Source organism: Lactiplantibacillus dongliensis (assembly GCF_005405105.1).
GTDB classification, from domain to species: Bacteria; Bacillota; Bacilli; order Lactobacillales; family Lactobacillaceae; genus Lactiplantibacillus; species Lactiplantibacillus dongliensis.
In genome coordinates, this window is the sequence record NZ_BJDK01000033.1 from 1 (window position 1) to 21,555 (window position 21,555).

A 21,555-nucleotide genomic window follows, 5' to 3' on the forward strand; every position below is an offset into this window, starting at 1 on the left:
TTCTCCCCATACAAAAACTCCTCTCTAAGTAAACAAGCTTTAATTATTTGCTTGTCTACCCATAGAGGAGTATAGCCATCCAATCTTTTTGTTTGGCCATATTTTGAACTAATTGTCAAAGTACACGCTGGAATAAAACGGTTAAATTGCTTAAACACGATAACAAATATGTGACGATAAAATAGTATTAAACTTTATTTTATACAATTTAAATCCAAACAAAACGCTTTCCTGGGGTGTTAATTTATATTTAAACAAATAATTTTATAAAATAAAGTGCAATTAGTTGATACCTGCTACATGGTTAGGTATATTCATTGTATAGTTTGGCAACTAGGTGACCAAACACCAAGTTGTTTTTTGCTGTGGCGGGTAGCTGAGTAATTAATCAGGACAAGGCTCCACACAAACTTACACCATCAGAATATTGGTAGAGGAGTTGGTGGTGATGCACAAGAAAACGATGGTTATGATCTTAGGTGCTGGTGCGTTATTTGCGTGGGGCTGTTGGTTGAACAGTACCGTGCAAGCGGCTAATCGGACTGATAGTCAAGCAACGGTGCGCTTTTATCGGTCCAAAACGTCCGCCACAACGACGACTCACGCCGGTGACCAACTGCATGTTAAGGCAACGTCCAAATCAACTCAGACCACTAAAAAGTCACGCGTCATTAGTAAAGTGATTGCGCCGACTAATTCGACCACCACCACGCAACCTGCAGGGATAACCGGCTGGCTGCCACAGACTAGTGAGCAATGGACGATGTGGTTAGTTGGGTTAGGCGTGATGATTTTAATACTGTTAATCAACTTTAAACTTAGGAAAAGGGGAACACAATCATGAAAAAAACACTCTTAGGACTTATGCTCTCAGTCTCATTACTTGCCGGGGCGGCAGTGACCGCTAACGCCGCAGAGGATGCCCCACAAACCTCCAATGGCGAAGTGACTTTCCAAGGGGGCTCGATCACGATTGATAATGGAGATACGTCAACTGGGACGAGCGCGGCTGACTTGAATTTTGGGACGCATGATATTTCGACGAGTGATACGGGGACTTATGATAATACCAATGCTAGTGCCAAAGTTTCCGTCGAAGATTTACGAGGGACTGCCGCTGGTTGGTCCTTAGCCGTGTCACAAGGGACGCAATTCACGAGTGCCACTAGTAAGAAAGAATTGACTGGCGCCGTGATTACCTTGAACGGGGTCTTGGATACCACTAATTCTTCAACGGGCGCGGATGCGAAAGTGAATACCGGCGTAGCTTTAACACCGGGCACAACTGCGACTGGGACGACGACCCCGATTATGACGGCCGCTAGCGGAACCGGTAACGGGACATCAGTTGACAATATTTCAGCGTCAACATTAGCGGTGCCAACCAGTACTGCTAAAGTATCGGAAGCCTACAATACGACATTGACTTGGGAATTAGCAGCAACGCCAAGCAATAGCTAGACAAAAATTTAAGGAAAATAACGCGTGCCCACAAACGGCCGATTTTCCGAATTAAGGGGAGGAATTGGCATGGCCAAACGATGGCAATGGTTAGGATTAGGTTTATTGATCGGCTTACTAGGATTAGGGACGGGCTTACACGCTTCGGCGAATACGGTCGGCTTTGAAGTTGCGCCGGTCGCCTCAAAAGCGCAAGTTGATCAATCGGTCGCGTACTTTGACTTGAAGTTGAAGCCGAAACAGACGCAGACGTTGGCGGTCAAGGTGACGAACACGAGTAAAACGGCCATTACGATTTACCCGTCGATTGCTAAAGCCACGACGAACTTGAATGCGGCGGTCGAATATAAGCATATTCCGGCCGATAAAAGTATCGATCTACCGGCGCACTTTGAGCAAGTAGTGACGACTAAGACAACGCAATTGAAGCTTAAAAAAGGCGCTAGTAAGGTCGTTCACTTCAAAGTGCAGATGCCTCAAACAGCCTATAACGGCGTGTTAGTTGGTGGCTTGACCTTCTTGAAGAAGGCCGATAAATCACAGAATAAGTCTTCGGTCGCGATTAAAAACCAATATTCGTATACCATTGCGGTCGTTTTGCATGGCAAAAAAGACCTCACGAAAAACAAGTTGACGTTGGGGGCGATTAAAGGCAGTCAGAGTAATCACTATAACCAGATTACACTGGCGCTGGAAAATCATACCGCCGCGTTCTTGAATCAATTAAAGACTAGCGTGAAGATTTATCATCAGGCTGGCAGTAAAGTCGTATACCAACAAAAGAATGAACATGGTCAGATGGCGCCAAGTTCGGTCTACGAGTTGCCATTGAAGTTAGGCAAGCAAGCGTTAAAGCCGGGTAAATATACGGCTAAAGTCAGTGTGGCTTCGAAGAAGCAACACTGGACGTTCACTAAAGACTTTACAATTACGGGTGATCAGGCGAAGAACTTGAATCAGACCGCCGTAATTGATCAGCAGACGAATTGGTGGCTATGGATTGTGATTGGGGTGTTGATTCTCTTATTACTCTTGTTGATTATTTGGTATATCTACCGAAAACAACGCAAGATTAAGGATTTGGAACAACAATTGCAGGAACAAAAAGACCAGCACAAGGATTAAGCAGTGTTGAAAATTAGAATTTTTGGAAAGTCGTTAACGATTTGGCATTTTTAGCCAATCGTTAGCGACTTTTTTGTTGTCGATTAGGTTAATGGTCAAATAGCCTGACTGGGGTTAAGTCAATCGAGAAAGCTGTTGTAAAAATCTAACTGGGTCTGAAATAATGACTGGCTTAATATTGGTCGTACTTAAGTATTGAGTTAGAGCACTGTTTTTTCGTTGAGCTAAAATACTAGTCTAAACCGGTTTATAGCAAGATTCTTAACATGATGTTCGTGATCAGTAAAAAAACATGAGCGTATCTTTTGTCAGCTGAATATCAATTTGTTAAGTTTATTACACGACATAAAGTTATCAAGTCAATTAGATTTAAGTTATTTCATTCTGATGACTAATGTGAACAGGAGGCGATAAGACACTAAATTAAATGGTGATCAAGATAAGTGCTACTGAAAAAACGACCAGAAAAATGACGACTGTAACGCTGGACAACCCCCAATGAGGAGGCAGCCCTGATGAAAAGACAGCTAATCATTGCCGCGCTAAGTGCGATTACATTGTCGGTAGCGCCCGTGACTGAGCGAGTGAAAACACCACGAGTCGAAGCAACGACTAGTGTGCAAGCACAGGCAGATGCCGAGGCACGAGTAGCGGCCGAAAAGGAAGAGCAGGAACGCAAAGAACAAGAAGAAAAGGCCAAAAAGGAAAGAGAAGAGCAAGAACGAAAAGAGCGCGAAGAAAAAGAACGACAGGAGAAAGAAGAGCAAGAACGCAAGGAACAGGAAGCGCAAGCCCAAAAGGAAAAAGAAGCGCAGGAACGAAAAGAGCGTGAAGAACAGGAACGCAAGGCTGAAGAAGAAAAGAAGCAGAAAGAAGAAGCTGAGCGACTGGCGGAAGAAAAGAAACAAGCTGAAGAACAAGCTAAGGCTGAAAGCAAGGCCAAGGCTGAGGAAGAAGCTCAAGTGGTAGCTGATAAAGCTAAAGATGAAAGCGCAATCAAGAAAAAGGAAGCCGAAGAAAACGCTAAGAACGAGAGTGAGGATAAAGCGAAAGAAGCCCAAGCAGAGAATGAAGCTAAGGCCGAAGAAGACGCTGAGACTCAGAAGACAGACGCAACCAAATCTGACGATGAAAAGACGGAAGACGAGGACGTAGATAAAACTAAAGCTGAGGACGACAAAGACAAAGCGGATAAGAAAGATTCCGATGGCAAGTTAGCTTTAGTTAGTGTACCAAGTGTCAGTTTTGGGACCGTTGCCGCTGGTCAAAGTCATAACGCCAAGGCTACTGGTAGCTTAAAGGTTGTTAACAGTCAAAAGAAAGCTGGCTGGATGGTCACGGTTAGTGCCAATGGGTTTAAGGATGCTAAAGGGCAAACCTTAGATGGTGCCATATTAAATCTAAATGCGAGCGGTCAAACTGTCAGCGGTGGTGATAATAGTAAGCTTCCGGTAGCGCAATCGGTTGGTAATCTAGTTAAAGGTGGGACGGCATTAAAAGCAGGTGTTGGGACGACCGGGACGTTTACAGTAAATTATGCGGCTGACGCATTTGGTATCAAGTTACGAGGCTTGGCACCAACAGGTGAGTATAATTCCCAGTTAACTTGGGAGTTGAAAATGAGACCTTGAATTTTTATTTGATCGATATGGACAAATGCATAATAAGCACATATTAAAGGTGGTGATGATCGGTGTTATTTTAATTAGAAATGCTAATTAAGAAGAATTGAAATCAGTCGCTTAGAAATGGGAGGATAAGACTATGAAAAAACAATTGAGTTTAATAACGCTTGGTATGTCAGCAATGTTGTTTATGCCAGTTATTAGTCAGGCTAAATTGGAAGATAGTAGTGAGGCAGTTATTAATGTTACAGGAAGTAGTAGTAATGAGTTGTCTTTAAAAGAAGTTCCCAAAATTGAATTCAATACGGTTGAATCCAGTGACGGTCTGACAACTGCTGATGGTAAAATGCCTGGACAACTACATGTTCTTAATACTAAAGAGGATCATTATTGGGAGGTTACTATGAAAGTCACAGATTTTAAAAGTGACAGAGGTATGATTTCAGCTAATACACTGAAATTTGAGCCAGGGGAGTCAAACAGCAGCAGTCAGATCAGCGATCTGTCTTCGGTATTGCGTCCATTAAATTGGGAAGCCACAGGGGGTAGAGTTTTGTTTAAAAGTATAGGAACGAGTGACAGTCCTAAGTATGCAGCGGGGGATTTTTATCAAACATATAAAAACCCTAAAATTACAATTCAACCGTGGACACCTTCAGGAAAATATACATCTACATTAACTTGGAATTTAAGTCGCTGATATTTGTTTTAGATTGGTTGAAAAATTTGAGTTGGCTCAGAAATGTGATATTACAGAATTAAAAGGAGGTAATTTATGATTAAAAAGTCAGGTTGGATTTTAGGATTACTCGTCGGGCTGAGTTGTTTAAGTCTCACAGCTTCGGCTAATGCAGAAAAAAATGAATTTTTTGTACAACCTGAGTTACCAACTAATCAGGTTAAAAATAATACTAGCTACTTTGACCTTAAAATGAAATCTGGTCAGAAACAAGTTATATATATTAAGATTAATAATGGTGATAAAGTTAGAAGAAAATATGATGTTAATGTAAATCTTGCAACTACTAGTAATGGTGGAAACATTGACTATACCAATGAAAATCCAGAAATTGATACGTCACTGGGTTTTAATATTCAGGAATCAACAAGTAATAAAAAAAAGGTTTCAGTAGCAGCTAAAACAAGTAAACGTATCCCAATCAAGGTAGAAATGCCAACCGGGTTGCTTAAAGGTACTGCTTTAGGGGGTATTGTGATTAAGCAACATGTAATCGATGACAAAGATAATACTAAGAAAGGTGTAGTTGTTAGAAACCAATTTGCTTATAGCATCCCGTTGCAATTGCGTGAACAAACCAAGCAGACAGTCAAACCAACCATGAATTTACTGTCAGTTGGACCGCAAAAAATTGACAATTATAACTACATTACTGCCCAACTTCAGAATCCGCGGGCCGTTATCATGAATGACTTAAAAGTGACCAGCTACCTTACCAAAGCTGGTAGCAATAAAAAGTTGTTAAAGACGACTCGAAAGGATATGCGGATGGCACCTAACAGTAATTTCCACTTTGCATTAGGCGATGGGACCAAAAAGTTGGCGGCCGGTAAGTATACGATGCATGTCAAAGCTGATTCGGAACAAGGCAAGTATAAGTGGAACTTTAAGAAGAACTTCACGATTACCCCCGCCAAGGCTGAGTCATTGACGAAGACGGTGCTTGAAGCAGATACTGCTGAAACAACTAACTGGTGGTTAATTGGTAGCTTAATCGCCGCAATTGCTGCTTTAGCCAGTGCGTTATTCTGGATGATTTATCGTAACCGACGTGCAGCTAAATAAGACTTAAAATGAGATAAAAGAAGGCTTGAATTGAATGAGAAGCAGTAAGAGATTCATCACCACATAATTGCGATACTGAGGATTTACTTAGTATCGCTTTTTTGCTGCAAAAAGCCTGCCAAATTCAGAGATGTGAATTCAGTGGGTTCTAATCATATTTCAGCTAATCCTTAATAACCCCAAGCACTCATCCCTTGCACCTCATACAAACTGACGGCGGCATCCACTTGTGCTTCTACCGAGCCACTACTAATATGCATATTCTGGAATAGGCCATAAGCACCGCTAGAACTATTTACAACATAAGGTTCCCAGTTAGATTCGCGGGTAATAATGGTATTCCAAGTAGCTTCCGAAACGCCAGTCCGTGAAGCCATTTGACTTAACACATAGCTTTTTAGGTTTGTGCCGGTGTAACTTGATGATGAACCGGTACTACTGTTTGAACTTGTACTAATTGTGGCCGTTGTTGATGTCGCTGTCGCATAACTAGTTGTTGGTGCTTGACGATAACCATACCGCTGAGATTGATGTGCCGTATAAGTTGGTTGGCTAGGGGCAGTCGTGGTATCGGCGTTAGCGGATAGCCCACTGACAACAACTAAGCCGGTGGCGATGGCGGACGTGGTTAAGAGATTGCGTAATAATTTTTTCAATGGTAGAACTCCTATTCTATGATTCTGTGTCTGAGTTAATTGCACTCGAGTTTTTAGTTAATCGATTGGGACTGAGTTTAGCGTGGCTAAGTTACAACTGTGTGTCAAACGCGTTAAAAAGTTCCGGTCTAGATGGCAGCTTGATGATGAGTTGAGATTTGTCGCTATTGTTGGCGGTGACCGGGGAGTTGTGGAAACGTGCTGTTGGATAATGGTGTCGATGAAAGTATTGGGTGATGGAAATATGACAAAACTAGCTAAGCTGTACATTTGAAAGTGGGGTTAAGAAAGGGTAAGGTCGTTTGTATGCCAGCCGTAAAAGCCGTAAACTTAGGCTATTAAGCAAGTCATAGGGGGGCTAAATCGTGGGCATAAAGATTGGGCTAATTCTCGTCGTACTGGTTGGACTGGTATTGGCATGGCGGTTTGCGCGATTGAAGCAACAAATTATTAGTGATCGGCAACACTATCACCGCACAATGTTGCCACAACAAATTCGGGCTAGTCGGCGCTTCTTTTATCGGACCGAAATTAAGCAGTCACCGCGGTTACGCTGGCTGATGCGGTTGGAACGAGTCGGCTTAATTGTGGTCATAATTAGTATCGGGTTGCCGTGGATCGTGACGCCTGCGCCAACGCCGGTAGTGATTGTGGGCATGGTTGGACTACTAATCGGTAGTGTCGTTTTTGTCAGTTGCAACATGTTGTTGAATCGACAGCTTTTGGCAACGACAGTGGTCCCGGATCAACCGGCAACCGCATCTTTATCCGTTACGCCAAAACATTTTGCGGATCAAGAATTGCGATACTTTAAAGTCTTGAATGGTTTGTTTTTGATTGCGGCGATTCTTGGGGCCCTCTTAATGTTGGGCCTGGTTCAGAATAATGAGGCGGTTCAACGAACGAAAGTCGTCACGAAAGTTTCTGCGGCTAATCAAAATGTACGGCAGATTCAACGCTTGGCGGTGGGGTCGCAACGGCTATCATCGCGGGCGAAGATGACGCTTTTTTCAATGTATTATAACGATATCACTAACAAGGATTTGGATACGGGTAGTCGCTACACATATCATGTGATTCACGATCAGACGGTGACGTGGTACGTGTTGATGCAGGATTCTGAGGATGATGGCGTTAGCTTTTACTACTTAGTCAAGGAAGATGGCCAACATCAGATCCAACTCTATCGGTTCAACGATCCGACTGGTGATAAGACCGCTTTGCATGGCTTGGTGCCGGCCTATACGCCGTATTACCAGACCAAAGTGAAGCTCGGTCAGTTGACGACTGCTTTTATGACGCAGAGAGGCTATCAATATATGATTAAAAAGATGCACCCGGGAAAAGCTTGGAGCTTCTGAGCTAATTAGTTGACCTTTTTAACTAAAACCCGTATGTTGAAAGTAACACTATAAATAAATTTATTAATCAGGGGGTTTGTCAGATGGCAGCAGTAACGATTTTCGGTAAAGGTAACATGGGTCAAGCAATTGGTGATGTCTTCAAGCAGGGTGGCAATCAAGTGACTTATTTAGGTCACAGCGATGCCGTCACTGATCTTGGCGACATTGTAGTACTAGCGGTTCCTTATCCCGCCGCAATTAGCATTGCCAAAGCCAACCAAGCCGCGTTAGCGCACAAAGTCGTCGTGGATATTACCAATCCATTGAACTTTGACACTTGGGATGCCTTAGTGGTGCCAGCTGATAGTTCAGCCGCCGCTGAAATTGCCGCTTTATTACCAGAGTCAAAAGTGGTTAAGGCGTTTAACACGACTTTTGCCGCAACCTTACAAAGTCGTAAGGTTGGCGATGCGCAAACGACAGTGATGGCCGCTAGTGATGCGGACGATGCTAAGGCAGTTTTAGCCGATGCTTTAACCGATAGTGGCGTGGCCTTTGTTGATGCCGGTTCATTGAAACGGGCACGTGAATTGGAAAGTTTAGGTTTCTTACAGATGACATTGGCTGCTAAAGAAAAGATTGGCTGGACTGGCGGCTTTGGTGTTATGAAGTAAATTAGTTTTTAAGCAATACCGATTGCAGTGGGCAACTCATGGCGATCGGTATTTTTTTGACGACAAATAATGTCGTTTGGGGGCTAGTAATTTTTGCACGGTAAATTTATAATAAACTCATTAGACAGGTATATTAGTTTTGGGGAAAGCTGTTTAATAAAAAATACTTTGGGGGAGAGAATTGTGTTAAAGGTAAGTTGTTTTAGAGATACTGGTGTTATGTATAATGCTGATAAGAAATGGTTGATGTTGGGTGTGCTTTCGTCAGCGTTAGTGTTTGGCGGGTGGACGTATCAAGCGCAAGCGGCAACGACAGTTGGGAAATCTGTGGCAGTAGTCGCAGAAACAGTTAAGCCCGCTGAAGCCACGTCGATGTCAATGGCTGGGACGAGTCAAGTGCTGCCATCAAACCAACTGGTTCCAGAAGTAGACACGCCGACTAGTGCGACAGCAGTCACTGTGGAGTCAGCTGAATCGGCAACATCCGCGACGAGTGCTGGCGCGTCTGCAGATTCGGAACAGTCAATGGCTACATCGGCGGACGACACGATGTCCGCAACCGCCGGGACGCAGGTATCGTCGGCGGTAACTAGTCAGGCGACATCCAGTTCAAGTGTTGCGGAATCCGCGGCAACTTCGGTAGCACCTACGAAGTCGGTAGTACCAGTTGTAAAAGCGAAAGCGGTGACGCCGGCCGAATCCATTGATGCTTGGATGCCGAATAAACAGCTACAACAAATCGTGTTAGTTAATTTAGCCGTCGCCTTTCCAGATGAAAACTGGCATCAAGTCAGTGATATCACGAAGGAAAGTTTGGCAAGATTAACAACGTTTGATACGAATAATTGGACGACGATTGATGGCAAAAAGTGGGAATTTGGTACGCATATTGATGGTCAACAGTCCTTTTCCTTGGCTGGCTTAGAGTACGCTACCAACCTAACGAATTTGCATTTAGGTAATAATCTTAACTTTAATCCGGGGTCAGTGTATGGGGACATTACCGATATTACGCCACTCCAAGGCTTGACCAAGCTAACCGATTTGGGCTTAGAGTTGAACCGGATTAGTGATATTACCCCGATTACGGGACTGACTCAAATCAAGAATCTAGACATTCGTTATAACCAGATTGTTGATTTATCGACTTTAAAGCTAGGTCAATATGCAGATCTGAAGTATGAAGGCCAAATCATAGAGAATCCAATGGCCTATATTCCGATTAATCATGAATATACCATGCATAATCCAATTAAAGCGCCTCAAGGGGTAACTTTAGGTAATGTGGAAGCCGGACAATATCATGAGTTTTTTAATATGGTCGGTTTTACAGCTAAAGGGGAACCAATCTACAAATACTATACGGCTTCTGGTGGCGGTTATACATTGAACGGCGATCAAATCACTTTCCATAAAATCGATGATCAAATCTTCCTTGATGGCGATGAAGACGAAGGTGAAACGACCTATCCGCGAAAGTTCTATATGTATTTAGTCGCGACATTTTTTGATGCCCATGGCGAAATCGACGAAGATGGTGAGGGGACGCCATTAGTCACTATCTATACACCGTACTATAACTTAGGCGCGCCGGTTACGGTGAACTATGTCGATGAAGCTGGGCATGCCATTGCGGATGCTGAGAAATTGAGTGGCGTGATTGATGATGACTATCAGGTGGCCGCTAAAGAATTCGTTGGTTATCAGCTGGTTGGACCAGATAGTGTTGTGAAAGGGACGTATGGCGAAGACGCCCAAACAATCACCTTCACGTATCGGGCGGTAATGGGCACTTTAACAGTCCGTTATCAAGATACCGAAGGACGTGAGTTACACCAACCTGATGAGTTTACCGGTCAGGTTGGTCATCAATTTAAGTTAACTGCGCCAGAAATTGCTGGCTATACGTATCAAGTAGTGCCGGGTCAATTAACGGGCACATATGCGGAACAAACGATGACTGTGATTCTCACGTATCGGCAGAATCCGACTAAAGTTACGATTAATTATGTGGATGATGATACCAATAAAACGCTGAAAACTGATACATTGAGCGGATTACCAGCCAATACTAGCGATTATCAGATTCAAACGATTGTTCAGCAACAACATAAACAAGGTTACCAATTAGTCGGGACGTATCCAACTGGCCAACTCCAATTCGGCAAGAACAATCAAGTTGTGACAATCCACTTTAAACATCAACGGGTGCAAACGTCGCAACAACATGTCTTTACCCAAACGATTCATTATCGTTATGCCACTGGCAAGCAAGCTGCGGCCGATGTAGTGACGCAACTGACTTTCCAGCGCCAGGGTCGGCAGGACTTAGTGACGAAGCAAGTGAGTTGGGGCGCCTGGACACCAGCAACTATTAACTTGCCGGCTAAAGTGTCGCCAATGATTGCAGGTTATCAAGCTGACCAACTTAAAGTGGCGGCGCAGACGGGAATCACGCCAACGACGCGTAATCGTGAATTGACCGTGACTTACCATCCGTTGGCCGTGGGACCGATTCGCGTGATTTATCGTGATATGACGGCGGATAAAATCTTACAAACCGTTAATTTAACCGGCAAGTTTGGTAGTACTAGTAATTATCAATTAGCTGCACAGCTGGACAAATATAAGCAACAGGGTTATCGCATTGTCAGCAGTACCTATCCAACTAATGATGTCACGTTCGGGACTGAGCCCCAAACGTATTTAGTGCAACTAGCCCACCGTCACAATTCAGTGACTGACACTAAAACCGTGACGCAAACGATTCATTATACCTATACCAATGGGGCCGTGGCCGCACCGCTGCGGCAGACCACGTTAAGTTTTCAACGTACCGGACGACAAGATTTGGTCACGGGGAATACAACTTGGCAAGCTTGGACCGGAACTGAAACCACGTTCCCAGCCCAAGTCTCACCAATGATTAAGGGTTACAAAGCGCAACAGCCGGTCGTGGCGGCTGAAACCGGGATTACTGCCGAGCAAGCGGATCGTGACCTAACCGTTATTTATATGCCAGTTGATAATGGGTCTGCAGTGACTGATTCAGAAGGTGATCATTTGACGACGGGGACCGATGAACGGCCAGCACATGGCACCCATCGACCAGCTGTTAAGCCGACTGCCACCGCACCCATTGAAACGGCAATGGTGGGACAAGGTGACCAGTTACAACCTAGTCAGCCAGTCCTGCGACCGTTAGTCACGCATCCAGCATCGCAGCTGCCCCAGACGGATGAGTCTAGGACAGGTCATTGGTTACCACTAATTGGTCTGTGGTTATCAGCGCTAGTCGGTGGCTTTGTGTATCGCCGGCGTCATTAATAACTAGTCAGTGTCCATCTGCGGGTGGGCACTTTTAATTTGGGTTGAATCTTATCGTTGACAAATGTAAACGATAAGACTAAACTGGTTTTTGAGGTTTACAAGTGTAATCATAAAAATAAACAGGCTAAAGAGAGAGGTTGGTTTCAAATGACAAAAATTTTAGTGTTGATTGGTGGGTTGGCGATTATCGGGTTCATTCTTTGGTGGTTCTTCGGCAAACATGCCGTAGCTAGTGTCGACGCGACTGTGACCGATCATCAACAAAGTGTCGATATCGAAGTCAGCGGGGGTTATTCACCAGAAAATGTTGTTTTAAAACAAGGGGTGCCCGCAGTTCTGAACTTTACGCGTAAAGATGCGTCCAGTTGTTTGGATCACGTGGTCTTCAGTGATTTTGGGATTAACCGAGCATTACCGCAGAATCAAGCGGAAACAGTTCAGATTGATACGAGCAAGCCCGGCGAATACGAATGGGCTTGTGGCATGGATATGTTTCACGGCAAGTTAATCATTAAGTAAAACGGAGGCTATTATTATGACAAATACACAACAAAAACAAACGATTACGGTGGCTGGTGGCTATGATCCCGCTGTCGTAACTTTAAAACAAGGTGTTCCGGCCCAGTTAACATTCGACCGTACCAGTTCGCAAGGCTGTTTGGACGTGGTACAGTCAACGGATTTGAAGTTTACTAGTGACCTACCGTTGAACCAACCCCAGACGGTGACGATTCCCACCGACACTGCTGGTGAATTCACCTATAGTTGCGGGATGGATATGTTTCAAGGAAAAGTGGTGATTAAGTGATGACGATTACGAAACGGTTTTGGATCTCGCTGATTTTCTCATTACCGATGTTAGCGAATATGATCCTTATGCCATTTGGTTGGATGTTGCCCGGTGGGGACTGGACACAGTTAGCGTTGACGACCGTTATCATGTTAGTTGCCACGGGGCCGTTTGTGCAGAGTGCTTGGTCGTCATTTAAGAAGCATCATTCGAATATGGATACCTTGGTGGCAATCGGGACGGCAACTGCGTATCTTTATAGTATTTATGCGATGGCAACGCAGCAACCAGTCTTCTTTGAAAGTGCTGCCTTTGTTACGACCTTCGTCTTATTAGGCCAAGTTTTCGAGGAACGGATGCGCAACAATGCGTCTAACGCGGTTGAAAAGTTAGTTAATTTGCAAGCAAAGGACGCCGAAGTTTTACGGGGCAACGAGTTCGTTAAAGTGCCCTTAGCCGAAGTTGAACTAAACGATGTGATTCGGGTTAAACCCGGGCAAAAAGTCCCGGTTGATGGGGTCATCGTAAAAGGCAGTTCGACTTTAGATGAATCAATGGTTACTGGTGAAAGTATGCCCGTCGAAAAAAGTGTCGATGATGCCGTGATTGGGTCCACGATGAACAGTACCGGGACATTCTTGTTTAAAGCTAACAAGATTGGTGACCAGACGATGTTGTCCCAAATCGTCGACCTCGTGAAGAAGGCCCAAAATAGTCATGCGCCGATTCAAAAGTTGACCGACAAAGTTTCGGACATTTTTGTTCCGGTTGTGTTGATTTTAGCGATTTTAACGTTCTTAACGTGGTATGTCTTCCTCGATGCCAGTATCGCTCGCGCCTTGATCTTTGCGGTTTCGGTCGTTGTGATTGCTTGTCCATGTGCGCTCGGGTTGGCCACACCAACTGCATTAATGGTCGGAACGGGCCGGGGCGCTAAGATGGGAATCTTGATTAAGAACGGTGAAGTCTTAGAAGCCGTAAACGATGTGAAGACGGTGGTCTTTGATAAGACTGGGACGATTACGGTTGGCAAGCCCCAAGTCACGGATATCGTGGGTGACCAGCAACAAGTCTTGCAAGTGGCAGCCAGCTTAGAAGAATCATCAGAGCATCCCTTAGCCGCCGCAATTTTAGCGCGTGCCAAAACGGCGACCATTGCAGCTTTACCAGTCGATGATTTCAAAGCGATTGAAGGTAAAGGGGTGTCGGCCACGATTGATGGCCAGACTGGCTTTGTCGGTAACACTAAGTTATTAACGACGGCCAAGCTCAGCGATGAACTCGAACAACAGGCGGTTAAGTTGCAAAATGAAGCGAAAACGGTCGTTGTTGTGGGTGTTGCTGATGAAATCATCGGTTTGATTGCGATTCAAGATATGCCGAAGCCAACCTCCAAGGCAGCGATTGCGGCTTTGAAGTCGCGGGGCTTAAAGACCGTCATGTTGACCGGTGACAATCAACGCGTGGCGCAAGCTGTAGCGGATCAAGTCGGGATTGACGATGTGATTGCGGATGTCTTGCCAGGTGATAAAGCCGAACAGGTGCAAGCCTTGCAAGCAACCGGTAAAGTGGCCTTTGTTGGTGACGGGATTAACGATGCGCCAGCCTTGACGACTGCTGATGTCGGGATTGCAATGGGTTCCGGTACAGATATCGCGATTGATGCCGGTGGGATTGTACTCGTTAAGAATGACTTGCGGGATGTGGATCGGGCCTTAGCGTTGAGCAAGAAGACCTTTAACCGTATCAAGTTGAACTTATTCTGGGCCTTTATCTACAATGTCTTAGGTATCCCAGTTGCCGCCGGAATTTTCTTCGCCATTGGCTTGACGCTTAGTCCTGAATTGGCTGGGTTGGCCATGGCGTTTAGTTCATTGTCCGTGGTGACAAGTTCAGTCTTGTTGAATAAAGCGAAGATTACGTCGAAAGTTCAGCCAGCATAACCAATCTAGATTTTAATCATAAAAGCTCGTTAGTCGTTGGTGATTAACGAGCTTTTTCGTGTCAAAAAATAAATATGACAACCGGTTGACATAAAAATGAAACGTGGCTATAATAGAAAACGTTTTCAAGGATATACTAACCGGTTAGCATACCGACGATTAATTTCCTGGGAGGGTTTTAAATTGAGCAAGAAATTTGATTTTAAATTATTAAAAAATGGGTCTTATATTCAAAATTCCGTGACGTTATTGCTATTCTTCGCATCTTGGGGTGTTTGGTGGTCCTTCTTCCAACTTTGGTTGACTTCAACTAAGAACGGCTTGGGTTTATCCGGTAGTGCGGTTGGGACAATCTATTCCGCGAATTCGGCAGTGACCTTAGTGTTGATGTTTGTTTACGGGGCGTTACAAGATAAGTTAGTTTTAAAGCGGACGTTGCTAGTGACCTGTGCCACATTGGCAACGTTAGTGGGACCGTTCTTTACTTGGGTCTACGCACCATTGTTAAAACACCAATTTGTAATCGGTATCATTGTAGGCTCAATCGTCCTTTCAGCTGGATTCTTAGCAGCTTCACCAGTGCTAGAAGCCTTTGCGGAAAAGGCTAGTCGTCAATTTGATTTTGAATATGGTCAAGCTCGGGCCTGGGGATCATTTGGTTATGCGTTAGTGGCCTTGTTAGCTGGGTTCCTATTCGTGATTAATCCGCAATTAAACTTCTGGTTTGGTTCAGGTTTTGGCTTGTTACTATTACTAGATTTGCTTTTCTGGCATCCAGCCGCTGAACGCCGAGTAGATCTAGCTCAGGTCGCAGCTGGGACCGAAGCTAAGTCCCCCTCACTAAAAGAAATGTTTAGTGTTTTAAAGATGCGGGAACTCTGGGAAATGATTATTTTCATCATGTTTACTTGGACTTTTTATACCGTCTTTGACCAACAAATGTTCCCAGAATTCTATACCAATTTATTCGCCACCCCAGCATTGGGACAACATATGTATGGCACCTTAAACTCTATTCAAGTCTTCTTTGAAGCCATTATGATGGGGGTTGTACCCTTGATTATGCGTAAGATTGGGGTTCGCAAGACCTTATTACTCGGAATGGTTGTGATGTGTATTCGAATTGGCGCGTGTGGATTTGCGACCGATCCTGTCACAGTCTCACTAATCAAGATGTTGCATTCATTGGAAGTGCCGTTATTCTGCTTGCCAGTCTTCCGTTACTTTACGTTGCATTTTGATACAAAATTATCCGCCACGTTATATATGGTCGGTTTTCAAGTCGCCGCTCAAGTGGGGCAAGTGATCTTATCAACGCCACTCGGAGCGTTCCGCGATCACTTTGGGTACAGTGTCACTTTCCGGGTCATTTCTGGAATCGTCTTGTTAGCTGGAATATACGCCTTCTTTATTCTGAAGAAGGATGATCAAGATGTGAACGGGGATCCATTTATTAAGCGCGAAAAGAAATCAACAACGCAACTTACAGAAGGGAATAACTAAACATGCCAACTAAAATTGAAGTTACGAATAATCGCTACCGCCTCGGCTACCATCTGATGACCCCTGGTGGTTGGATGAATGATCCGAATGGCTTTTGCTATTTTCAAGGTTACTATCATGTGTTTTATCAGTACTATCCCTATTCGGCAGCATGGGGTCCCATGCATTGGGGTCATGCCCGCAGTAAAGATTTAGTCAGTTGGGAAACGTTGCCGACCGCACTAACACCCGGTGATTCCGAAGATGAGGATGGCTGCTTTTCTGGGAGTGCCGTGGTTAAAGATGATAAATTATTTTTGATTTACACCGGTCATCATTATTATGGTGACAATGATCCTGATCACTTCTGGCAAAATCAAAATTTGGCTTACAGTACCGACGGCATTCACTTTACCAAGTATGCGCATAATCCAATTATTGCTAAGGCGCCCGTTGATAATACGCAGCATTTTCGGGACCCAAAAGTTTGGCAAGCTGATGACCATTATTACCTGGTTCTAGGCAGTCAAGATCAACAGGGCTTAGGGCGCGTGCTATTGTATCGGTCAGATGACTTAATGGATTGGACGTATTTAGGCCCAATCGCTGGTGCCAAAGATGTCCAACATGAAGGCTTTATGTGGGAATGTCCGGATTTGTTTAACTTAAATGGTCAACAAGTCCTATTGACATCGCCACAAGGGATTAAGGCTACTGACAAACAGTATTTGAACTTGTTCCAAACGGGGTACTTTATTGGGCAACTCGATTATCAACAGCCACAACTTCAACATCGGACTGACTTTCAGGAATTAGACCACGGCCATGATTTTTATGCGACCCAAACGGTGTTAACCCCGGATGGCCGGCGCGTGGTGTTAGGTTGGATGGCAATGTGGGAAAGTCAGATGCCAGAACAAGCTGATGGTTGGGCTGGCGCGTTGACGTTACCACGAGAACTGACGCTAAAAGGTCACCAGTTAGTGATGCAGCCAGTCCGTGAAGTAGCGGCATTACGCACGCAGACCTTACTGAATCAGCAAGCCACGGTCAACGGCACAGCTGACTTTGGTAACAATCTGGAACAGGCCGAATTCAAGGCCAGTTTAGATTTAACGGCGACACAACAGTTAAAGAGTACGATTAGTCTGATGAATGCGAGTCAACAGGCGGTTGTTAGTCTGACCTTTGATCAAGCAACGGGGGATTTGGTCTTGCACCGCGCTGATCGACCAGATGCCCGCTATGCGGTGACTGCAACTGACCGGGACTCATTGGAGTTGGATCTCTTTATTGATACGAGTTCGATAGAGCTCTTTATCAATGGTGGGACGGTTGTCTTTACGGAGCGCTTTTATGACGACACCGCTAAGTCACTGCAATTGCAAACGGATCAAGCCGTAACGGTGACGGCCAAGTTGTTTGCCTTAAACGGTCAAGCAAATCAGTATTAATTGGGAGGAATGACGATGTTATTAGGAAGTATTGAAGCGGGTGGCACTAAGTTTGTCTGCGCGGTGGGTGATGGGGATTATCGCATTAAAAATCAAACGGTCATTCCAACCACGACTCCAGCTGAAACGTTGACGGCGACGATTAATTATTTTAAACAATTTAAGTTAGATGCCATTGGAATTGCCTCATTTGGGCCGATCGAGATACGCCGGCATGCTGATGACTATGGCTTTATTACCAAAACACCGAAACCCGGGTGGTCACAGACTGATTTTGTGGGGCCGATTCGTCAGGCTTTAGATTGTCCGGTGGCTTGGACAACTGATGTTAATGGTTCGGCGTATGGTGAATATGTGATGGCCGGATTAACGAATGCGCAATTGGACTCACTCGTTTATTATACGATTGGGACGGGTGTCGGGGCTGGTGCCGTGATTAACGGTCAATTCTTGGGCGCAGTCGGTCATCCTGAGATGGGTCATGTCTTAGTCAAACGGCATCCGGATGATTTAGCTTTTAAAGGTATTTGCCCATTCCATGGTGACTGCTTGGAAGGCTTAGTGGCCGGGCCAACGTTTGAAGCCCGGACGGGGCGGCCCGGTTCTGAAGTCCCCTTAACTGATCCAGTTTGGGACATTATGAGTTATTATGTTGCACAAGCGGCTTTACAGACGACGTTGACGATTCGACCGGACAAGATTGTCTTTGGTGGCGGCGTGGTTAGCGAAGGCTTTCTGCAGAAAGTTCGGCGTGATTTTAAGACGTTATTGAATGGATATGTAACTGTACCAGCATTAGCAGACTATTTGACGGTGCCCTTAATGGCTAATAATGGTTCGGCAACATTAGGTGATTTTGCGTTAGCGGCACAAGAATTAAAACGAGCATAGCGGCATTAGCGGAGCGGGTAACCGTTCCGTTTTTTCGTCCGAAGCCTTTTTACGGTATAATACTAAAAGCTAGATGAAATTTACCAGAAAGGCGGTGACCACTGGATGGCACCTAAACTTGACGATGTGGCTAAGTTAGCCCAAGTGTCAAAGACGACAGTTTCGCGGGTGTTGAATAAGCGGGGCTATTTAAGTCAAGCGACGATTGATAAGGTGTATGCCGCGATTAAAGAATTGGACTACCATCCAAATGTGGTGGCACGCCAGCTTTATAAAAATAAGACCAATTTGATTGGGATTTTATTACCGACCGTCGCGAATCCCTTTTTCGGTGAACTGACAGCGGCGTTGGAGATGAAGTTATACCAACAAGGCTTCAAAGTATTGATTGGTAATTCAATGAATGATCCGGCTAAGGAAACGGCCTACTTGAATGAGTTACTCACCAAGCAAGTTGATGGCCTAGTTGTCGGGACTCATAATCAAGGCATCAAGCAATATGAACATCGAGACTTACCGATTGTCGCAATTGATCGGATTATGAACCAAGATATTCCAATTGTAGAATCCGATAATTATCGCGGTGGCGTCGTCGCGACAACGCGCTTGATTGATCAAGGCGCACAGCATATTATCCATATCAATGGGCCGCGTGAATTGGCGACGCCTGCCAGACGTCGGCGGGATGCCTATGAAGCAGTGATGCGGGAACATGGGCTAACACCGAGCACGTATGAGATTGATTTTAATTTACCAGAAGGACGAAAAAAGCAGCTTTTCCGGCAATTGTTAATTGATCATCCAGAGATAGAGGGAATCTTTTCGTCGAACGACACCGATGCGGCGTTGATTATGCAATTAGCGCATGAACTTGGTCGTAAGATTCCGGATGAGTTGTTGTTGATTGGCTATGATGGGACTAAAACCGTCCGGGAGCTATTACCGTCGTTAACGACCATCGTTCAACCAATCGATGACTTAGCCACCACTGCGATTCAAGTTTTAAATGACCGCATGCAGGGTATCACCACTAAGAAAGAATATATCTTACCAATTAAGTTATGGCAGGGTGATACGGCCTAGCATGTTGGTTTTTGCGCCCATGCTATGGCTTTAGATACGTTTGGAACTAGTTTGATTAAGTTGTCACTCTGGTTGGGTCAGCATCGGCTGGAACGTGGTGGCCACGTTTATGAGCCGAAGGGCGGTCTCATAAGCCGGGCTTTGACTAAGCCGAGCAGGTCACTCAGCTAAGTCAAACGACACCACTGAGCCAATGCTGACCCGCCCGGCGTTAATTGATCGGTAAGTTATTAACCGTTTGAGCTGCCGTTTTAGCCGAGAGGTTGGGTTCTAAAATGCTCAGCCGTGTCGTTGGCCTTAGTGCGAGTGGTTTGCTCGGACTTAGGCCAAGGTCAGTTTTGAAGACCGGGCTTTGGCTTCAAAATGGCCCATGGCGTTCCAGCATTTTAGAACCCAACCGGTAGGCGGCATGCTTAACTAGTTCCAACTGAATTTAGATAGATAAAAATGGCACTCAAACCGATCATAGTTTGAGTGCCATTTTCAATTGGTTAGTTATTGGGGGATGGTGAGGTTAAAGCGCCCAAGCAGCCATACCTTGGGCGTGATACAAGGCTACGGCAGCATCGACTTGGGCTTCAACGGAACCGCTATGGATGTGCATGTTCTGGAATAACCCATAAGCACCGCTGGAACTGTTACGGACGTATGGTTGCCAGTTGGATTCACGCGTGATAATCATATTCCAAGTGGCAGCGGAAACGCCTGTCCGGCTAGCCATCTGACTTAATACATAGGCTTGCAAGTTGCTGCCAGTGTAAGTCATTGCACTAGGCTTAGCTGATTGGGCTGGTGCTGTGGTTGGTGCTTGGCCAGTACCCGGAATCGTTAATTCTTGGCCAGGTAAGATTAAGTGGTTTTGAATATGGTTAGTGGCTTCTAATTTAGCAACCGTGGTTTGGTGGTTCTTAGCAATTGCCCAGGCTGAGTCGCCAGCTTTAACCGTGTAAGTGGTTGCCGCATTAGCGGAAACGGCACCGGCCATGATGAAGCCAGCGACAACGGCAGTAGTAGATAAGATGGTACGAATTAGTTTTTTCAAAATAGTTCTCCTTCTCGTGTCAATCGATTAGTTACGGACAAAGACTTAAACAATCGTGATGCTCAAGCTGATGACCAGAGTGTACGCCGGGAATGTTACGGGTAAATGTCAGTCGCGTTAAGAAATTGAGGCAAAAAGATAGTGAATAAGGGGTCTTTGTCATACTTGTCATCTAAAAAAATTATAGGGGCCGGCTGGAAATAGACTGATGTGGAGGCTAGCTGCTGGTTGGTTCGTTCAATGATTTATTACAATTCCGGTGCGGTTTTGATGGCTGCTTAGTTTGACGTTAGCCGCTTGCGCCCGCTATAATGCAGCTAAAGCTTAAAAACAGGAGGCCCCAACATGAACTTTACGTTCGCGGAATGGTTTAACTTGAAACAGCGGGTTAAACACGATCAAGTATTTGAAAAAGAAGTCAACGGCGAACGCCAGACGAAAAAAGTTTATGGCTCGTTTAATTGGTGGGCACTATTGTTTACCTGGTTCTACGCTGTCCTAAGTCCCCGTTGCCAGACCCGGTTCTTTGCAATTAAGTCGGCAGTCCCGTTTCTAGCGATGCTCCTCGTCAACATGGTTATGCGATTATTCTTCATCGAAAATGTCGCCTTGATTGTGAGTTTAGTCGGTGATGTGTGGTATGGCTTGATGTTTGAAACTTGGTTCCGCAATCAATTAGTTGCGAATGGCTATCAACCAGTTAAAGACGCTGATAACTAAAGATCAGCTTAATGGCGTTTTTTGATGACGTTAGTTAAGCTGATTTTTTATTTTATGAAATTTTTTTGATTTATTTATCAGTTTAAATTAATTTAATGGCTCAACTAATAGCGAAAGTTTTAACTTAACTTT

19 protein-coding genes are annotated in these 21,555 nt (G+C 44.8%); 17 read left to right on the forward strand and 2 right to left on the reverse strand.

The features are described 5' to 3' along the window. The first annotated feature begins 448 nt into the window (after window positions 1-448). The 6 genes from FFM80_RS11395 to FFM80_RS11420 all read left to right on the forward strand — a co-directional run bounded on the left by FFM80_RS11395 (window position 449) and on the right by FFM80_RS11420 (window position 6,015). Entirely contained in the window at window positions 449-844 is a 396-nt protein-coding gene (locus FFM80_RS11395) for an EF2685/EF0750 family sortase-dependent surface protein (RefSeq protein WP_137640911.1), read from the forward strand. Continuing rightward, the gene (locus tag FFM80_RS11400) at window positions 841-1,461 is read left to right on the forward strand and encodes a WxL domain-containing protein (RefSeq protein ID WP_137640912.1); all 621 of its coding nucleotides are present in this window, start codon (window positions 841-843) and stop codon (window positions 1,459-1,461) included. The genes FFM80_RS11395 and FFM80_RS11400 overlap by 4 nt, the downstream gene beginning before the upstream one ends. 69 nt (window positions 1,462-1,530) lie before the next feature. Continuing rightward, window positions 1,531-2,586: a WxLIP family cell surface protein gene (locus tag FFM80_RS11405; protein ID WP_137640913.1), complete on the forward strand. Its 1,056-nt coding sequence runs from the start codon at window positions 1,531-1,533 to the stop codon at window positions 2,584-2,586. A gap of 515 nt (window positions 2,587-3,101) precedes the next feature. Then, entirely contained in the window at window positions 3,102-4,217 is a 1,116-nt protein-coding gene (locus FFM80_RS11410) for a WxL domain-containing protein (protein ID WP_137640914.1), read from the forward strand. A 133-nt stretch (window positions 4,218-4,350) separates the two neighbouring features. Beyond that, the gene (locus FFM80_RS11415; protein WP_137640915.1) at window positions 4,351-4,911 is read left to right on the forward strand and encodes a hypothetical protein; all 561 of its coding nucleotides are present in this window, start codon (window positions 4,351-4,353) and stop codon (window positions 4,909-4,911) included. A gap of 75 nt (window positions 4,912-4,986) precedes the next feature. Then, complete coding sequence (locus FFM80_RS11420) at window positions 4,987-6,015, forward strand: WxLIP family cell surface protein (protein ID WP_137640916.1); 1,029 nt, start codon at window positions 4,987-4,989, stop codon at window positions 6,013-6,015. A gap of 170 nt (window positions 6,016-6,185) precedes the next feature. Here the strand turns inward: FFM80_RS11420 and FFM80_RS11425 are convergent, their stop codons facing one another. Beyond that, window positions 6,186-6,671 (reverse strand): transglycosylase SLT domain-containing protein, encoded by a 486-nt coding sequence (locus FFM80_RS11425; protein WP_137640917.1) that lies wholly within the window; start codon window positions 6,669-6,671, stop codon window positions 6,186-6,188. A gap of 365 nt (window positions 6,672-7,036) precedes the next feature. Here FFM80_RS11425 and FFM80_RS11430 point away from each other — a divergent pair, with 365 nt between their 5' ends. The 10 genes from FFM80_RS11430 to FFM80_RS11475 all read left to right on the forward strand — a co-directional run bounded on the left by FFM80_RS11430 (window position 7,037) and on the right by FFM80_RS11475 (window position 19,661). Further along, complete coding sequence (locus tag FFM80_RS11430; RefSeq protein ID WP_137640918.1) at window positions 7,037-8,032, forward strand: hypothetical protein; 996 nt, start codon at window positions 7,037-7,039, stop codon at window positions 8,030-8,032. A gap of 83 nt (window positions 8,033-8,115) precedes the next feature. After that, the gene (locus tag FFM80_RS11435; protein WP_137640919.1) at window positions 8,116-8,688 is read left to right on the forward strand and encodes an NADPH-dependent F420 reductase; all 573 of its coding nucleotides are present in this window, start codon (window positions 8,116-8,118) and stop codon (window positions 8,686-8,688) included. Between the two features lie 183 nt (window positions 8,689-8,871). Further along, the gene (locus FFM80_RS11440) at window positions 8,872-12,015 is read left to right on the forward strand and encodes a mucin-binding protein (protein ID WP_137640920.1); all 3,144 of its coding nucleotides are present in this window, start codon (window positions 8,872-8,874) and stop codon (window positions 12,013-12,015) included. 150 nt (window positions 12,016-12,165) lie between these two features. Continuing rightward, on the forward strand, window positions 12,166-12,537 hold the full coding sequence (locus tag FFM80_RS11445) for a cupredoxin domain-containing protein (protein ID WP_137640921.1): 372 nt from the start codon (window positions 12,166-12,168) through the stop codon (window positions 12,535-12,537). A 16-nt stretch (window positions 12,538-12,553) separates the two neighbouring features. Further along, on the forward strand, window positions 12,554-12,826 hold the full coding sequence (locus FFM80_RS11450) for a cupredoxin domain-containing protein (RefSeq protein WP_137640922.1): 273 nt from the start codon (window positions 12,554-12,556) through the stop codon (window positions 12,824-12,826). Further along, window positions 12,826-14,751, forward strand: coding sequence for a copper-translocating P-type ATPase (locus FFM80_RS11455; protein WP_137640923.1), 1,926 nt, complete (start codon window positions 12,826-12,828; stop codon window positions 14,749-14,751). The genes FFM80_RS11450 and FFM80_RS11455 overlap by 1 nt, the downstream gene beginning before the upstream one ends. A gap of 183 nt (window positions 14,752-14,934) precedes the next feature. Beyond that, window positions 14,935-16,254, forward strand: coding sequence for an MFS transporter (locus tag FFM80_RS11460; RefSeq protein ID WP_223877351.1), 1,320 nt, complete (start codon window positions 14,935-14,937; stop codon window positions 16,252-16,254). Window positions 16,255-16,256: 2 nt separating this feature from the next. Further along, window positions 16,257-17,687, forward strand: a complete 1,431-nt coding sequence (locus tag FFM80_RS11465) for a glycoside hydrolase family 32 protein (RefSeq protein WP_137640925.1) — start codon at window positions 16,257-16,259, stop codon at window positions 17,685-17,687. A 15-nt stretch (window positions 17,688-17,702) separates the two neighbouring features. Beyond that, window positions 17,703-18,578: a fructokinase ScrK gene (scrK, locus tag FFM80_RS11470; protein ID WP_137640926.1), complete on the forward strand. Its 876-nt coding sequence runs from the start codon at window positions 17,703-17,705 to the stop codon at window positions 18,576-18,578. A 105-nt stretch (window positions 18,579-18,683) separates the two neighbouring features. Continuing rightward, on the forward strand, window positions 18,684-19,661 hold the full coding sequence (locus tag FFM80_RS11475) for a LacI family DNA-binding transcriptional regulator (RefSeq protein WP_137640927.1): 978 nt from the start codon (window positions 18,684-18,686) through the stop codon (window positions 19,659-19,661). A 514-nt stretch (window positions 19,662-20,175) separates the two neighbouring features. Here FFM80_RS11475 and FFM80_RS11480 read toward each other — a convergent pair. Next, the gene (locus FFM80_RS11480; RefSeq protein WP_137640928.1) at window positions 20,176-20,703 is read right to left on the reverse strand and encodes a LysM peptidoglycan-binding domain-containing protein; all 528 of its coding nucleotides are present in this window, start codon (window positions 20,701-20,703) and stop codon (window positions 20,176-20,178) included. Between the two features lie 345 nt (window positions 20,704-21,048). Between FFM80_RS11480 and FFM80_RS11485 the strand changes: the two genes are divergently transcribed. Continuing rightward, a complete protein-coding gene (locus tag FFM80_RS11485) occupies window positions 21,049-21,423 on the forward strand; it encodes a hypothetical protein (RefSeq protein WP_137640929.1) in 375 nt (124 codons plus the stop codon). Window positions 21,424-21,555 lie beyond the last annotated feature (132 nt).

What these genes read in the sequence shown, in the direction of transcription:
- FFM80_RS11395 (WP_137640911.1), top strand. Translation starts at nt 449, where the DNA reads ATGCACAAGAAAACGATGGTTATGATCTTAGGTGCTGGTGCGTTATTT.
- FFM80_RS11400 (WP_137640912.1), top strand. Translation starts at nt 841, where the DNA reads ATGAAAAAAACACTCTTAGGACTTATGCTCTCAGTCTCATTACTTGCC.
- FFM80_RS11405 (WP_137640913.1), top strand. Translation starts at nt 1,531, where the DNA reads ATGGCCAAACGATGGCAATGGTTAGGATTAGGTTTATTGATCGGCTTA.
- FFM80_RS11410 (WP_137640914.1), top strand. Translation starts at nt 3,102, where the DNA reads ATGAAAAGACAGCTAATCATTGCCGCGCTAAGTGCGATTACATTGTCG.
- FFM80_RS11415 (WP_137640915.1), top strand. Translation starts at nt 4,351, where the DNA reads ATGAAAAAACAATTGAGTTTAATAACGCTTGGTATGTCAGCAATGTTG.
- FFM80_RS11420 (WP_137640916.1), top strand. Translation starts at nt 4,987, where the DNA reads ATGATTAAAAAGTCAGGTTGGATTTTAGGATTACTCGTCGGGCTGAGT.
- FFM80_RS11435 (WP_137640919.1), top strand. Translation starts at nt 8,116, where the DNA reads ATGGCAGCAGTAACGATTTTCGGTAAAGGTAACATGGGTCAAGCAATT.
- FFM80_RS11445 (WP_137640921.1), top strand. Translation starts at nt 12,166, where the DNA reads ATGACAAAAATTTTAGTGTTGATTGGTGGGTTGGCGATTATCGGGTTC.
- FFM80_RS11450 (WP_137640922.1), top strand. Translation starts at nt 12,554, where the DNA reads ATGACAAATACACAACAAAAACAAACGATTACGGTGGCTGGTGGCTAT.
- FFM80_RS11455 (WP_137640923.1), top strand. Translation starts at nt 12,826, where the DNA reads ATGACGATTACGAAACGGTTTTGGATCTCGCTGATTTTCTCATTACCG.
- FFM80_RS11465 (WP_137640925.1), top strand. Translation starts at nt 16,257, where the DNA reads ATGCCAACTAAAATTGAAGTTACGAATAATCGCTACCGCCTCGGCTAC.
- scrK (WP_137640926.1), top strand. Translation starts at nt 17,703, where the DNA reads ATGTTATTAGGAAGTATTGAAGCGGGTGGCACTAAGTTTGTCTGCGCG.
- FFM80_RS11475 (WP_137640927.1), top strand. Translation starts at nt 18,684, where the DNA reads ATGGCACCTAAACTTGACGATGTGGCTAAGTTAGCCCAAGTGTCAAAG.
- FFM80_RS11485 (WP_137640929.1), top strand. Translation starts at nt 21,049, where the DNA reads ATGAACTTTACGTTCGCGGAATGGTTTAACTTGAAACAGCGGGTTAAA.